Source organism: Tateyamaria sp. syn59 (genome assembly GCF_007995245.1).
In the GTDB taxonomy this organism is placed as follows: domain Bacteria; phylum Pseudomonadota; class Alphaproteobacteria; order Rhodobacterales; family Rhodobacteraceae; genus Tateyamaria.
This window is the reverse complement of sequence record NZ_VCBA01000002.1, coordinates 514,139-528,525: the sequence shown is the minus strand read 5'-3', so window position 1 is coordinate 528,525 and position 14,387 is coordinate 514,139. Positions and strand designations below refer to the sequence as shown.

General features: G+C 62.1%; 10 protein-coding genes and 1 tRNA gene. 5 read left to right on the top strand and 6 right to left on the bottom strand.

The features are described 5' to 3' along the window. Nucleotides 1–90: 90 nt before the first annotated feature. Nucleotides 91–3,501, bottom strand: coding sequence for a bifunctional proline dehydrogenase/L-glutamate gamma-semialdehyde dehydrogenase PutA (gene putA / locus FD715_RS05955; protein WP_147106588.1), 3,411 nt, complete (start codon nucleotides 3,499–3,501; stop codon nucleotides 91–93). Between the two features lie 82 nt (nucleotides 3,502–3,583). Between putA and FD715_RS05950 the strand changes: the two genes are divergently transcribed. The 4 genes from FD715_RS05950 to FD715_RS05935 all read left to right on the top strand — a co-directional run bounded on the left by FD715_RS05950 (nucleotide 3,584) and on the right by FD715_RS05935 (nucleotide 7,533). After that, on the top strand, nucleotides 3,584–4,084 hold the full coding sequence (locus FD715_RS05950) for an Lrp/AsnC family transcriptional regulator (RefSeq protein ID WP_147106585.1): 501 nt from the start codon (nucleotides 3,584–3,586) through the stop codon (nucleotides 4,082–4,084). A gap of 43 nt (nucleotides 4,085–4,127) precedes the next feature. Then, complete coding sequence (locus FD715_RS05945; RefSeq protein WP_147106582.1) at nucleotides 4,128–4,685, top strand: tetratricopeptide repeat protein; 558 nt, start codon at nucleotides 4,128–4,130, stop codon at nucleotides 4,683–4,685. A 46-nt stretch (nucleotides 4,686–4,731) separates the two neighbouring features. Beyond that, nucleotides 4,732–4,817, top strand: a tRNA-Leu gene (locus tag FD715_RS05940). Nucleotides 4,818–4,986: 169 nt separating this feature from the next. Next, nucleotides 4,987–7,533, top strand: a complete 2,547-nt coding sequence (locus FD715_RS05935; RefSeq protein WP_223274748.1) for a methyl-accepting chemotaxis protein — start codon at nucleotides 4,987–4,989, stop codon at nucleotides 7,531–7,533. 220 nt (nucleotides 7,534–7,753) lie between these two features. Here FD715_RS05935 and metG read toward each other — a convergent pair whose 3' ends face one another. From metG to FD715_RS05915, 4 genes are all read right to left on the bottom strand, one after another. Further along, a complete protein-coding gene (metG, locus tag FD715_RS05930) occupies nucleotides 7,754–9,466 on the bottom strand; it encodes a methionine--tRNA ligase (protein ID WP_147106776.1) in 1,713 nt (570 codons plus the stop codon). A gap of 60 nt (nucleotides 9,467–9,526) precedes the next feature. Continuing rightward, nucleotides 9,527–10,750, bottom strand: a complete 1,224-nt coding sequence (locus tag FD715_RS05925; protein ID WP_147106576.1) for an MFS transporter — start codon at nucleotides 10,748–10,750, stop codon at nucleotides 9,527–9,529. A 66-nt stretch (nucleotides 10,751–10,816) separates the two neighbouring features. Further along, entirely contained in the window at nucleotides 10,817–11,404 is a 588-nt protein-coding gene (locus tag FD715_RS05920; RefSeq protein WP_147106573.1) for a YceI family protein, read from the bottom strand. Between the two features lie 64 nt (nucleotides 11,405–11,468). Further along, nucleotides 11,469–12,110, bottom strand: a complete 642-nt coding sequence (locus tag FD715_RS05915; protein ID WP_223274747.1) for an ImuA family protein — start codon at nucleotides 12,108–12,110, stop codon at nucleotides 11,469–11,471. 126 nt (nucleotides 12,111–12,236) lie between these two features. On the opposite strand from FD715_RS05915, the gene FD715_RS05910 reads away from it, so the two are divergent. After that, on the top strand, nucleotides 12,237–13,280 hold the full coding sequence (locus FD715_RS05910; protein ID WP_147106570.1) for an aldo/keto reductase: 1,044 nt from the start codon (nucleotides 12,237–12,239) through the stop codon (nucleotides 13,278–13,280). Nucleotides 13,281–13,415: 135 nt separating this feature from the next. Here FD715_RS05910 and FD715_RS05905 read toward each other — a convergent pair whose 3' ends face one another. After that, entirely contained in the window at nucleotides 13,416–14,360 is a 945-nt protein-coding gene (locus FD715_RS05905) for a GlxA family transcriptional regulator (protein WP_147106567.1), read from the bottom strand. Between the last annotated feature and the right edge of the window lie 27 nt (nucleotides 14,361–14,387).

Sequence of the window (14,387 nt, the reverse complement as noted above, 5' to 3'; positions counted from 1 at the left end):
CACTTGGCTGGCGCGGGGCCGGGGTCAAGGGGCGTGCCGGAAACCGACACGGTTTCCGGTCCGTTTTCTGTGTCAGAAAACGGCGCCGCCTCAGCTCGCAGCGCCCAGCAGGACTGCGTTTCCGCCTGATGCGGTGGTATCCACGCAGACGTGTCGTTCGATCAGTGCGTGCGCGCCGTCGGGGTGGCCAGTGATCAGCGGGATGATCGGGCCGTCGCGTTTTGCAAGTGCCTGTGCAATGGCGCGGCCCGTGTCCGTGTCGCCCCACCAGAGCACGCCGCCATAGGCCGGGCCGTCGGTGAGTGTGGACGGCTCTACGGCCCCCGACGCCTCGACCGCGATGCCGCCGCACGCGCGCACGGCCTCTGCCTGTGCGGCTGCTGTTTCGGTGCCCGGACCGGCGCAGAGCAGGGCGGGGCGGGTTTGGCGGCTGTGCAGATTGGATTCACCTGTGGGGCCGGGCAGCGAGGCGCTGCTGTGGTTTTGGGTTTCGGTTTTGGGCAGCGCGGGCAACGGAGCCGCCTTTGACCATGCTTCGGATGCTTGCACGGGTGTCATGGCGCGGAACCGGAGCAGGTAGTCCGGCCCGCCCGCTTTCGGCCCTGTGCCGGACAGGCCGTGCCCACCAAAGGGTTGGCTGCCGACGATGGCGCCGATCTGGTTGCGGTTGACATAGAGGTTGCCCGCGCTGATCCGGTCCGTCACGTGCTGCACGCGGTCGTCGATCCGCGTGTGCAGGCCGAAGGTCAGCCCGTAGCCCGTGCGGTTGATGGCGTCGATCACTTGGTCGAGGTCGTGCGCCTTGTAGGTGGCGATGTGCAGGACGGGGCCGAAGATTTCGCGGTCCAAGTCTTCGATGCCGCTCACGCGGATCAGGGTGGGCGCGATGAAGTGGTCGTCTGATGGTGTTTTCAGCTGGTGAAGGAGCCGTCCCTGCGCCTGCGCGTTCGCGATGTATGTGGCGATGATGGCGTGTGCTTCGCTGTCGATGACGGGGCCGACATCCGTCGACAGGTGCCAGGGGTGCCCGACCTGGAGCGCGTCCATCGCCCCCATCAGCATCTCGGTTAGGTGGAGTGCGATGTCTTCCTGCACATAGAGGCAGCGGAGGGCGGAGCAGCGTTGGCCTGCGGATTGGAAGGCGCTTTCGATGATGCTGCGGACGGCCTGTTCGGGCAGGGCGGTGCTGTCCACGATCATGGCGTTGAGCCCGCCGGTTTCGGCAATGAGCGGTGTGCCGGGCGCTGCGTTGTCTGCGAGGCTGGCGCGGATGCGTAGTGCGGTTTCGGTGGAGCCGGTGAAGGCGACCCCGGACACGCGCGCGTCGGCGGTGAGGGCGGCACCGATGTCGCCTGCGCCTAGTAGGAGTTGCAGGACGTGGAGAGGGACGCCTGCCTCGTGCAGGAGCGAGATGGCGCGGTGGGCGATGACGGGCGTTTGCTCGGCTGGTTTGGCCAGCACTGCGTTGCCGGCGGCAAGCGCCGCGGCGATCTGGCCGGTGAAGATGGCGAGCGGGAAGTTCCAGGGAGAGATGCAGGTGAAGGTGCCTGCGGGCGCGCTATCGTCGGCTTGAGTGGCGTAGTAGCGGAGGAAATCGACAGCCTCGCGCAGTTCGGCGACGGCGTCGGGCAGGGTTTTTCCGGCCTCGCGGGCGAGCAGGGCAAAGAGTTCGCCGAAGTGCTGTTCGTAGAGGTCGGCGGCGGTGTTGAGGATGGCGCGGCGTTGGTCTGCCGGTGCATCCCATGGTGCGGCGTCTGCGTATGCCTGTTTGGCCATGGTGGGCGTTGCCCAAGACACCTGCCCCACCGTGTCGGAGGGGTGGGCGGGGTTGAGAGCGGTTGTGCTTTCGCCTTGTCCGGGCGTGATGGTCATAGACTTAGCGTGCCACTGATGCTGCGCGAAGGGCGCGCGGGCGGTTTCGATCTGATCGAGCGTTGGCAGGTGTGTGAGGTCGAAGCCCTGCGAATTGCGCCGTTCGGGGGCAAAGAGCGCGGGGCCATCCGGAATGGTGATCGGGGTGTCTTGGAGTGTGTCGAATGGATCGGCGGCGACGACCTCTGGGGGGACGTACTCGTCCACGATCTGGTTGACGAAACTGGAATTTGCCCCGTTTTCCAGGAGACGCCGCACCAGGTAGGCGAGCAGGTCGCGGTGTGCGCCCACGGGTGCGTAGATGCGGCAGCGGGTGTTCTGGGCGCGCATCACCATTGTATGCAGCGCCTCGCCCATGCCGTGAAGCCGTTGGAATTCAAAGGGTTGGCCGTCGGCCATGTGCAGGATGGCTGCGACGGTGTGCGCGTTGTGCGTGGCAAATTGGGGGTAGATGCGGTCAGTCAGCCCAAGCAGCTTGCGCGCATTGGCAATGTAGGAGACATCGGTGGCCGCCTTGCGGGTGAAGACGGGGAAGCCAGCGACGCCCTCGACCTGGGCGCGCTTGATCTCGGTGTCCCAATACGCGCCCTTGACCAGCCGCACCATCACCTTGCGGTCGTGCCGTGTCGCCATGTCATGGATCGCGTCGATGGTGATGCCTGCGCGCGGACCATAGGCCTGTACGACGATGCCAAACCCGTCCCAGCCTGCCAGCGCCGCTTCGCCCATCACCGCGTCGATCACCTGTAGGGAAAGCGACAGGCGGTCGGCTTCTTCCGCATCGACGTTGAGGCCCATGCCGGCGGAGGCAGCGAGCAGGGTCAAAGAGCGGAGGCGCGGCACTAAATCGCGCATCACGGCATCTACCTGTGCGCGTTCGTAGCGGGGGTGCAAGGCCGACAGCTTGACCGAGATGCCAGGGTTTTCGCGGATGTCATCCGAGGTGCAGGCCCGCGCGATGGCCGAGATGGCGCGCGAGTAGCTCAGGTGGTAGCGGCGCGCATCCGCTTCGGTCAGCGCGGCCTCACCCAGCATGTCGTAAGAATAGGTGAAGCCCTTCGCCTCCATCCCGGCGGCGCGGTCCATGGCGCTGTCGATGTCTTCGCCCAACACGAACTGGCGGCCCATTTCCTTCATCGCGCGGGATACGGCGGTGCGGATCACAGGTTCGCCCAGTCGTTTGATGGCGCCGCGCAGATGCCCGATGGGGCCGGGTTGATCGTCATCCAGCACCCGGCCTGTGAGCATAAGGGCCCAGGTGGATGCATTGACCAGTGTGGACGTTGAGTGGCCCAGGTGCTTGCCCCAGTCGGACGGCGCGATCTTGTCCTCGATCAGCGCGTCGATGGTGTCGGCGTCGGGGACGCGCAGGAGCGCTTCGGCGAGGCACATCAGCGCGATGCCTTCGTCAGTGGAGAGCCCGTATTCGGCCAGAAATGTCTCCATCAGTCCCGGCGCGGATTGGGTGCGAATGGCGGTGACGAGCTGCGTTGCTGCTGCGCAGATGGCAGCGCGGTCGCTCGGGGTCAGTTCGGCCTGCCGGATGAGAGATTGAAGGGTTGTGTCGGAGCAGGCGTACATGCCTGCATCGAGTTGTAGGGCGATATTCGGGTCGATGTCGCGTGGCATGGCACTTTCCCTTTTCGTTTTGCATAGTATATCACCGCTGGAGAAGGTGTAATTTCCAAACTGACAGGGTGTGGCAGAACAAATGGTAAGGCAGCAGGCGGACACACCGCAAAAACAGTCAGTCGCGCTGGACCGGCTGGATCAATCGATTCTCGCTGCACTGGCCGAGGATGGGCGGATCAGCATCACCGACCTTGCTGTGCGCATCGGTCTGTCCAAGTCGCCGACGCAAGCGCGGCTTCGTCGTTTGGAAAAGTCTGGCATCATCATGGGATACCGCGCGCTGCTCGACCCGATTTCGCTTGGGCTGGACCACGTGGCCTTTGTCGAAGTGCGGTTGAGCGACACACGTGAAGCGGCCTTGCGGGCGTTTAACGCGGCCGTGCAACAGGTGCCCGAGATCGAACAGGCCCACATGATCGCAAGCCATTTTGACTATCTACTCAAGGTTCGGACGCGCAACATGGCGCATTATCGTCAGTTTCTGGGGGACGTGATTTCCGGTCTGCCGCATGTCGCGTCCACATCGACCTATGTGGCGATGGAGGCTGTCAAAGAGGTGATGCTACCGGGACTGGACTGACCCAGAACTTGACCGAACCGTCGGCAGCGTCATTTTTGCTGCTATGAAACAGTTTATCTCAGCCCTTGTGATAGCGTGCGCGCCTGTATCCGTGCTCGCCTGTCCTGCGGCGCCCGACATCGCCAAAGAGCTTGCAACACTTATTGCAGAGGCCAATGCCGCGCCCAATGAACGCGCAGGCCGTGCGGCGTCGGACAAGATGTGGCAAATGTGGTTGCGGGCGCCCGATGCCGCAGCACAGGAGGTGCTGGATCGCGGAATGCGCCAGCGCGGCGACTTTGATTTTGCCGGGGCCTACGAGAGTTTTGATGCCTTGGTAGTCTACTGCCCGAACTACGCCGAAGGCTACAATCAACGTGCCTTTACCAACTTCTTGAGAGAGGACTTCGCGGCGGCGCTCAGCGATTTGGATCGGGCGCTGTCCCTGTCGCCGGATCACGTGGGTGCGCAATCAGGGCGCGCACTGACATTGATGAACCTTGGGCGCCGCGACGAGGCTCGGGCACAGCTTGAAGCGGCGCTCAAGAACAATCCTTGGCTGTCGGAACGTCACCTGCTTGCCGACGGTGCGCCCTTGGGAACTCTGGGCGAAGAGCTGTAATCGCAGCCTTGAGGTCATGCGCCTGATTGCCTATCACACATGAGACGCGGGCGTGATGGAATGGTAGACATATCGGACTTAAAATCCGAAGGGCTGACGCCCGTGTGGGTTCGAGTCCCACCGCCCGTACCATAACTCTGGAAAATTGTAGCGGTCTTGGCACTGACCCCGGCAGCGAAATTAAGCTGCCGGTAATAGCGCTCGCATAAGTAGCTGGTCAGTTCAGGTGGGAGCGTCCGAACGGCTCCTGCGAAATGCCAAGGAACATGTCATGCCAGCATCGGGTTACAGCCGGTTGTTTTTGTCTCGTTTCAACACCTTGCTGTTCAAGGCTGTTGCGATGACCGCCGTGCTGACCATATCGGTTTTGGTGGCGATGGTGGCGTTTGATTACACCGCACAACGCAACTTGTTGCATTCGGAAATGGCATCCCGCGCGGAAAACGTGACCGAGTTGCTCGCAATGCAGATGGGCGGATCCATCAAGTTCGACAATGAAGTTGCCATAAGAGAGATCGCCAATAGCGTCCTGTCAGCCGCGGAGCCCGAAGCGCGCGCTGTGTTCGTCACGGGCCCAGACGGCGAGGTCATGTACGCCACGTCGCTCGGCGCGGATGCCTCCCTGGACCCGCGCGCCATCGCGCGCGAAGTGATTGAAACGGGGCAGGCGGTTCGGTCCGCAGATGGCATGATCGTGGCTTACCCAGTTTTCTTCGGTTCAGATCAGGGGATGGCTGGCACCGTCGTCACGACTTGGGATGATGCGCGCATCATTTCTTTGCTTGGTCAAAACCAGATGAGTGCCGTTGCTGTTGCCACCGGTGTTTTCCTTGTGACGATGGCCTTCGTGATCGTTTACGCATGGTACGATGTGTCGCGACCGCTGAACCGGATCGCATCGGTGATGAAGTCGATGTCCCGCAAACGCTACGACATCGACGTTCCAGGCACGCAGCGCGGGGACGAGATTGGCAATATCGCACGCCGGCTGGATGGTTTCAGGGCGGCATTGGCCAAGGCGCAGAAAGGTCAGCGCGAGAGTGCTTTCAAAAGTGCCGCTTTCGAAGGATCGACAGCCCCGATGATGATGGTGGACGAGCAAGGGCGCATAACTTTCACCAACCCGGCTTGCGTGGCATTGCTGGATGATTTGTTGCCTGCACTTATAGACCTCTGGCCTGACGCAAGCGGGGATGGCTGGATTGGCGCCGACCTGAGCAGTCTGGACGGATTTGGTGACCTTCTGGGGCAAGCCGGATCGGAAGACACGGCCGAAACCGGATCCACGGTTCTGCGCGTCGGCGGCAGGCATGTACGCGTGACGATAAGTCCCGCCTGTGATGACGCAAGTCAAACGATCGGCGCGGTTGTAGAGTGGTCCGAGCAAACAGTGGCCCATCGAAATGCCGCACTGCTTGGTGGGATCGACAGCACCCAGATGCGCATTGAATTCGATGCACACGGCCGGTGCACGGACATCAATGCCGTGGCAACGGCGCGTTTGAAACTGTCATCGTATGACCTGAAACATTTGTCTCTCAATGCGATCCTCGCACCGGTGCAGTCCACAGCCGATATGCCGGTCGATGTCTTGGATGCGTTGGCGAACGGCGATGGCATCCACGGCAAGATTGACCTGCTGCGGCCTGATCACGAGCGGGTCGTTGTTGATGGCACTTTCATCAACGTATCGGCAGAGGATGGCACATTGGAACGGTGTATTCTGATTGGAACGGACGTGACCGAGGCGGAGGCCGAAGTGCGTGACGTGCGCGATCAACAGACGCGCCTTTCCGACGAGCAGGCCAAAGTGGTGGCGGCACTTGGCCAAAGCCTCCAGTGCCTATCCGACGGCGACTTGACGCTGGAGCTGTCGGAGCCGTTTCCGCCCGACTACGAGAAGCTGCGGCAGGATTTCAACCATGCGCTGGTCGGACTTCGTGATGCGATGTCAACCGTGACGCACAATGTCGATTCGATCCGCAGCGAAACGACTGAAATCACGAGCGCTGCTGATGATTTGTCCCGTAGAACCGAACGGCAGGCCGCCACGCTCGAAGAAACGGCGGCAGCGCTGGACGAACTGACATCTTCGGTTCGGTCGGCGGCGGAAGGCGCAGATGCGGCGAGTAAGATGTCTGAAGACGCGCAGCACAACGCAGAACAGGGCGGAGAGATTGCGCGCAAGGCCGTCGTTGCCATGGATGGAATCAAGGCGTCCTCGCAGGAGATTTCAAAGATCACCTCAGTCATCGACGATATCGCCTTTCAAACCAATCTGCTGGCGCTCAATGCTGGTGTGGAGGCTGCCCGCGCGGGCGAAGCGGGTCGCGGATTTGCTGTTGTTGCCACTGAGGTGCGAGCGCTTGCGCAAAGGTCGTCAGAGGCCGCGCGCGAGATCAACACGTTGATCTCCACCAGTGGCGAACAGGTCCAGCAAGGGGTGGACTTGGTCGATCGCACCGGTACAGCGCTCGCAGCTATCGTATCTTCGGTCGATGATATTTCGAACCGCGTCGCCGAAATCGCAAGCTCGGCCCGCCAACAGTCCGCCGGTTTGAATGAGATCAACGCAGCGGTGAATGAGTTGGACCATGTCACACAGCAGAATGCCGCAATGTTCGAGGAAACGACAGCTGCGAGCCATGCACTCACCGGTGAGGCAGATGCTCTTGCCGAGGCGGTTGCGAAATTCAACATTGGCACCAGCCGAACAATGACACACACTGCGGATCAAGCGGCAAAAACGCGACTGGAGGTTTCACCGGCGCCAGACCTACATGGCGCGTTGGCTCTGAAGCCCGAACCTGAAACAGAATCCGTCGCAACCGGGTGGGAAGAGTTTTGATCCGATTTGCCTGCAGAAAACTGCGATTGAACCCAGTGTGTTGTGACGACGAACACGCGACGCAAACCGGTCAATTGAGGATGGGCGCTATCGACCTGTCTGTGCTCCCAGAGCGACCCAAAAACGTATGCGCCGCACACAATACGGCGCAGCCCAGTTAAGGGCGTTGTGTGACGCATACTCCGTCGAGCGCTCGCATCGGTCGAGGTGACACATGACGTCAGTCACGCACACCTGAGAACCGGTCTTGCCAAGCGCTCCGATCATCGTCGCTGATTTTTTTGAAAAGATTGTCAGGGACATTGAATGTTTGTCCGGGCGGCAACTGGGCCAGCGCGTCCTCGGCTTGGTCGGGCCACTTCAGTTCTTCCAGCCCAAAGGCGCCTGCCATCTGGGCGGATGCGTCCGGAACAAACGGTGCTGAAAGTGCTGCGTACAGTGCTATCAGGTTCAGGCCCAAACGGATCTGCATGGCTGCACGTGCCTCGTCTTCCTTGATCGTGGCCCAAGGCGCCGCCGTTTGAAGATACTCGTTGCCGGACACCCAAATTGCCCGCAATTCCTGGGCTGACTTCCGCACTTCCATGGCATCCATCAACGCGATGTATCGTGCGATCCGCATATCCAGATCGGCGATAAGCGCTTGTTCCGCGGGTCCATATGTGCCGCCATCCGGCACAACCTCGCCGAACTTTGAGCGGCAGAACTTGGTGACGCGGCTGACAAAGTTGCCCAACACATCAGCCAGATCTTTGTTCACGCCTTGCTGGAACAGCTCCCAGGTGAATTCGGAATCGGATGTTTCGGGGCAGTTCGACAAAAGCCACCAGCGCCAATAGTCAGCCGGCAGGATCTGCAGCGCCTGGTCCATGAACACGCCGCGCCCCTGGCTTGTCGAGAACTGCCCGCCATCATAGTTCAGGTAGTTGAACGATTTGAGGTGATCGACCATCTTCCATGGCTCGCCTGAACCCAGGATTGTGGCCGGGAAGCTGAGCGTATGGAAGGGCACGTTGTCCTTTCCCATGAACTGGGTGTAGCGCACATCATCCGCGCCCTTGTCGGTCCGCCACCAGCGCTCCCAGTCGGCGCCGCCCTGTGCATCTGCCCATTCGCCAGCGCATGCGATGTATTCGATGGGGGCGTCGAACCATACGTAAAACACCTTGCCCTCCATGCCGGGCCAGTCTGCGTCCCCGCGGCGTACCGGGATGCCCCAGTCGAGGTCGCGCGTGATCCCACGGTCTTGCAGGCCGTCGCCGTCATGCAGCCATTTCTTGGCGATAGATGTGGTCAGTACCGGCCAATCTGTCTTGCTGTCGATCCACGCATCCAAATTGTCCTTGAGGGCAGATTGGCGCAGGTACAGATGCTTGGTCTCGCGCACTTCAAGATCGGTCGAACCCGAGATCGCGCTGCGCGGATCAATTAGATCAGTAGGGTCCAGTTGCTTGGTGCAGTTTTCGCATTGATCCCCGCGCGCCTTGTCATAACCGCAATTGGGGCACGTCCCCTCGATGTACCGGTCGGGCAGAAACCGCCCGTCCGCGTGCGAATAGACCTGTTTTTCAGTCACTTCTCGGATCAGGTCCGCGTCGGCGAGCCGTCCGGCAAAGTGCTGCGTCAGCGCGTGGTTCTGGGGCGAGGAAGAGCGACCAAAATGGTCGAAAGACAGCCGGAACCCCTTGGCAATCTCAGCCTGGATCGCATGCATCTCCGCGCAGTAGTCGGCGACGGGCTTGCCTGCCTTTGCTGCCGCCAGCTCGGCTGGTGTGCCATGTTCGTCTGTGGCGCACAGAAACAGCACCTCGTTTCCTCGCGCACGCTGGTAGCGGGCATATAGGTCTGCGGGCAATTGGCTGCCAATCAGGTTTCCAAGGTGCTTGATGCCGTTGATATACGGGATCGCGGATGTGATCAGGTGACGCTGCATGCTGGGCCTTTTCATGGTTGCGGACCGTGTAGCAGCGGGATGTCGCGTGGAAAAGGCCCCTTACTTCCGGTCGCGGCTGCGGCCCAGCAAACGTCCGATTTGGAAAGAGGTGCGCGGCGCATAGACGTAGCGTGTCCGTTCGGCAGGCGTGGCGCGTGCGCGCATTCGGGCAAGGCCGAAGACGATCAGCACGACGTGACCCACAGCGATCATTCCAAAAAGGGCGGGCGGGCCAAAGGCGTCGATCAGTACTGTGGCCGCGAAAGGCGCGGCAATGGCCCCCAAAGCGAAGTAGAACATCAGGGCTGCCGACAGCTCGACGCGCTCGGATGCATCGGCAAAATCGTGAGCGTGTGCGGCGGCGACAGAGTAGATCGGGAAGGTCGTCAACCCGAAGACGCCTGCGGTGATCATGATGCCTGCGGGGCTCAGACCGGTGGTAAATGCTGTGATACCGCAACTTGCGACGGCGGCGCCCGACAGCCAGATCAGCACCCAGCGTCGGTCGTATTTGTCGGCGAGCCAGCCCACAGGGTATTGCGCCAGCGCGCCGCCCAAGACAAAGGCGGCCATGAACCACGCGATCTGTTGGGTGGTCAACCCGACCTCTTGCCCATAGATCGGGCCCACCATGCGGAAGGACGCGCTGGACAGGGCGGCGACGACGACGCCAGCTGCGGCCAGAGGGGAGCGTTGCGCAGCGAGGCGCGGGCGCAAGCGCGGGGCGGAGGGTGTTTCCGGTTGTTTGACCGTTGTTAGTGTAAGCGGCAACAGGGCCGCGCAACAGACGATGGCCAAGATGTTGTAGCTGACATAACTCGCCGGTTCGAGGACGCCGATGACCAGTTGCGCGGCCAGTGACGCGCCCATGTCCATCAGGCGGTAAACGGCCATGGTGCGGCCGCGCGTTTCGTTCGTGACCTTGGATTGCAGCCACGCCTCGATCACGGTGTAGCATCCGGCCACACACATGCCTGATGCGACCCGCATGACGGCCCAGGCCAGAGGGTCAACAACCAGCATGTGGGCCAACAGTCCGATGGCCCCGGCCGCTGTGAAGGCAGCAAAAGCGCGGCTGTGCCCGACGCTGCCCATCAGCCGTGGTGCCCACCAGCATCCGATGAAAAAGCCCAGAAAATGCGCCGAACCCAGAAGGCCGATTTCCTGTCGGGTGAAGTCCAGCACCAGGCCCGACAGCGCATCAAGCGGGCCAAGCGCGCCCGAGCTGAGTTGCAGCAGAATGACCGATAGAAACAGGGCCGCGAAGGAAATGAGCATACGCATTGCACCGCCCTTGTGGCGCAAGTGCAGTGCCGTTCCTATCAGCTATTCGACGGGATGGCGTCGTTTTTAGCCTGCTGCGCTGATTTCTGCGGTGATGTCGATGTCGACGCTGTTGTCGACGAGGTCGGCGTAACCCGTGGCGCCAAAGTCGCGTCGGTCCACACGGCCGTTCAGGATGACGGTGAGTTGGGAGAAATCTTCGGCTGCGCTGCCACGTTGACGGAAGAGGCCTGCATCAAAGCGGACGTTGCGGGTGACGCCGCGCAGGGTCAGATCTCCGTCCAGCGTGGCGCCATCCGAGATGCGCCCGCTTGGGCCGAGTTGTACGCGTGTCGATCGGAACTGCGCTGTGGGGTGGGTGGCCGCATCAAGCACAGACGCGGATTTCAGCGCTTCGGTCGCAAAGATCAGCCCGGTGCGGGCGCGGCGCACATCGGCCCGGACAATAGCGGTAGAAGCGGCAAGGTTGTCGGGGTCGACTTTCAAGTCGGCCTGACTGATCGGCACAGTCCCTTGGACCGGGGCGCCGCTGAGCATGAATGTGTAGGTGATCGTGGCGCCCCCGTTGCCCAGCCGGTAAGGCGTGGGGCCTGCGAGCGTGGTGCGCGGGGCGAGCGATGCGAGAGCGCAAAGCAGAAGGTGGCGGCGGTGCATGGCGGTGTCCTGTGCGTGTGCATGATACAAGTGTAACACGCCCAGGCTGCAATTATTCGGCCGCTCACGCGGCCTTGATCGTTGCGGAGACGCGCGGCAGTGGCTGGCCCGGCTGGCGCGTGATCTCCCACGCCCGTTCAGGGGCGGTGCGCGCCCGCAGGCGGGTGAGTGTCCAGCGTCCCGGGGTGCCCTTGTGATCTGTGCTCAGATGCCAGCGGCTTTCCACGCCCTGCGCGCCGCCCATGCCTGGGGTCAACAGCAGACCCAGCGGGGCCTGACCCTTGCCCGCACCGCCATTTTCCGCAGCCAGGTGCATCCGCCGTACTGGCGTCAGCCCGGGCAGGCCAGGCAGATCGGCGATAACCAGGGGGACAGTGCCGGACCGCAGCACTTCCTCCATGCTCCACAGCACATCGTCGGGGCGCTTGGCATGAACCAGAAGCAGCCGGGCCGGATCGACAAAGGGCGCAAAGCCGCAGGGGTTCAGGTTTTCGGTGTTCCAGTCCGGTGTGATCCAGATCACCGGTCCCGTCGTCTGGGCCGCCAGCCACAGGGCAAAGCGGTGGCGGGCGGGGCCGCAGGCCTCGTGCACGCGGCCAAGCGCCAGCCCATCGCCCAGTCCGTGCTGTGCGCCTTCGGGCAAGAGCGGCAGGCACGGGGCGGTACGGGTCTGTGTGCGGTGGGCAAGGGCAGTGGGCAGCGGCATACTGAGGAGTATAGGTGTTCTATTTTTGTTCTCAAATAGATTTTGTATGCGGCGGGTCAGGATTTTCGGCTTGTCCCCTTTGCGCGCGCCGTTAGGGTCAGCCTCACGGACAAGGGAGCACAGCGCATGGAACGACGTAAACTGGGCCGCACGGGGATTGAGGTGTCGGCGCTTTGCCTGGGCTCCATGACCTGGGGCACGCAAAACACCACCGAAGAGGGCCACGCCCAGATCGACCGCGCTCTAGATGCTGGCATCGATTTTGTCGACACGGCCGAGATGTATCCCGTGAACCCGATTGCGAAGGAAACAATCGGACGGACCGAAGAGATCATCGGTAAATGGTTTGAGCGGGGCGGGGCGCGTGACCGGATGATCCTCGCCTCCAAGCATTCCGGTGCGGGCATGCGCCATGTGCGCGACGGCGCCGACATTTCCGGCGAGACAATTCCGGGTGCGGTCGAAGGGTCGCTGCGGCGGCTGCAAACCGACTATATCGACCTCTACCAATTCCACTGGCCCAATCGCGGCAGCTACATGTTCCGGCAAAACTGGGCCTACGACCCCTCTGGGCACGACACCGCCGCCGTGCGTCAGAACATGGAGGATTGTCTGGGTGCGTTGCAACGCGAGGTCGACCGCGGCACGATCCGTGCCTTTGGCCTGTCGAACGAAAGCGCTTGGGGGACGGCACAGTGGCTGGCGGCCTCTGATCGGACAGGCGGTCCGCGCGTGGCCTCGGTCCAGAACGAGTATTCGTTGATGTGCAGGTTCTACGACACCGACATGGCCGAGTTGAGCGTCAACGAGGATGTCGGGCTCTTGTCATTTTCACCTTTGGCGGTTGGACTTTTGACCGGGAAATACCAGGGCGGTGCCGTGCCCGCTGGTTCGCGCCTGACGCTCAACCCCGATCTGGGTGGACGCAAGACCGAGCGCGCGTTCGAGGCGGTCGATGCCTATCTGGCCGTGGCGCACAAGCATGGTTTGGACCCCAGCCAGATGGCGCTGGCGTGGTGTGTCACGCGTCCGTTCATGTGTTCCGTCATCTTCGGAGCAACGACCATGGCGCAATTGGACGTGGCCATCGGCGCCGCAGATGCCACACTCAGCGATGAGGTGATGGCCGATCTGGACGCAGCCCACCGCGCCCATCCGATGCCGTACTAATCCCGATGCGCTGCCGCACGTGACTGCCGGTGACCCCCATCCTGTCCTTCCCCTCGGGGGACGGGAGCGTGGTGGTGCGCCGAGCCAGTTGAAGCCGGTGTGCGGGCTTTGGCAATCCGATCCTCCGGGGGGAGTTTATTCTACTAGGTGAAGGGCTTGTGCGCGAGCGGCGCGGGGGCTTTTGCCGTAATGAGCGGTGTGCGCACGCGATAGGCTGGATTGGCTTGAGAAGCCTGTCGCGAGTGCGATGCTGTGCAGGTTCTGGTCGGTTGTGGTGATGCGTCTGTGCGCTTCGTTGAGGCGCAGGGCGGCGTAATGCGCCTTGAGACTGCAACCAAGATGTGCCTGGAAATGCTGTTGCAGCCGTCTTTGGCTCAAGCCCAAGCGCTTGGCGATGTCCGGGATGGGCAGGGGGGTGTCCAGATGCGCCTCCATCACCGCGTGGGCGCGCGCGGTGATCCGATTGTGGCCGGTTGTCGGCAGGTGGCGGATTTGCGGGTCTGATGGGGCTGGGTGTGCGGTGTGGATGAAACCCGCGGACACTTTAGCAGCGAGCGACGGACCGTGCTGGCGCGCGATGAGGTGCAGCATCATGTCGAGCGCCGGTGCGGCACCGCCGCTGGTCCAGCGCGTTTTCGAAACCACGTAACGCGCATTCTCCACGCTGATATCCGGGAAGGTTTCTGCAAAGATCTCCAAGTCTTCCCAATGGGTTGTGGCCTTGTGCCCGTCAAGCAGGCCGGCCTTTGCGGCCAGCCAGGCGCCACCGTCGATGGCCAGCAGCACGACGGTATCCGTCGTCAGGCGTTGGATGCTGGCCAGAAGCTTGGGGTTGGCCTGGCGGGCCGGATCGAAGCCAGCCACGAGGATCAGCGCGTCGCAGGACGCGTACCTGTGGATCGGATTGGCCGGGATCACGAGGCCCGAGGTAAGACTCACCGGTATGTCGGTCGGGGTTAGAAACTCCCATGCGTAGTGGTCCCGTGCGGCTTGCCTGTTGGCGGCGCGCAATGGATCCACAGCGGCAGCAAGGGACAACATGTTGGTGTTTTGCAGTACGAGTATTGCGATTTTGATCATGTTTCTTCGTTTTTTGATAAGTTTTGC

What these genes read in the sequence shown, in the direction of transcription:
- putA (WP_147106588.1), bottom strand. Translation starts at nt 3,501, where the DNA reads ATGCCACGCGACATCGACCCGAATATCGCCCTACAACTCGATGCAGGC.
- FD715_RS05915 (WP_223274747.1), bottom strand. Translation starts at nt 12,110, where the DNA reads ATGCCGCTGCCCACTGCCCTTGCCCACCGCACACAGACCCGTACCGCC.
- FD715_RS05910 (WP_147106570.1), top strand. Translation starts at nt 12,237, where the DNA reads ATGGAACGACGTAAACTGGGCCGCACGGGGATTGAGGTGTCGGCGCTT.
- FD715_RS05925 (WP_147106576.1), bottom strand. Translation starts at nt 10,750, where the DNA reads ATGCGTATGCTCATTTCCTTCGCGGCCCTGTTTCTATCGGTCATTCTG.
- FD715_RS05950 (WP_147106585.1), top strand. Translation starts at nt 3,584, where the DNA reads ATGGTAAGGCAGCAGGCGGACACACCGCAAAAACAGTCAGTCGCGCTG.
- FD715_RS05920 (WP_147106573.1), bottom strand. Translation starts at nt 11,404, where the DNA reads ATGCACCGCCGCCACCTTCTGCTTTGCGCTCTCGCATCGCTCGCCCCG.
- FD715_RS05905 (WP_147106567.1), bottom strand. Translation starts at nt 14,360, where the DNA reads ATGATCAAAATCGCAATACTCGTACTGCAAAACACCAACATGTTGTCC.
- FD715_RS05945 (WP_147106582.1), top strand. Translation starts at nt 4,128, where the DNA reads ATGAAACAGTTTATCTCAGCCCTTGTGATAGCGTGCGCGCCTGTATCC.
- metG (WP_147106776.1), bottom strand. Translation starts at nt 9,466, where the DNA reads ATGCAGCGTCACCTGATCACATCCGCGATCCCGTATATCAACGGCATC.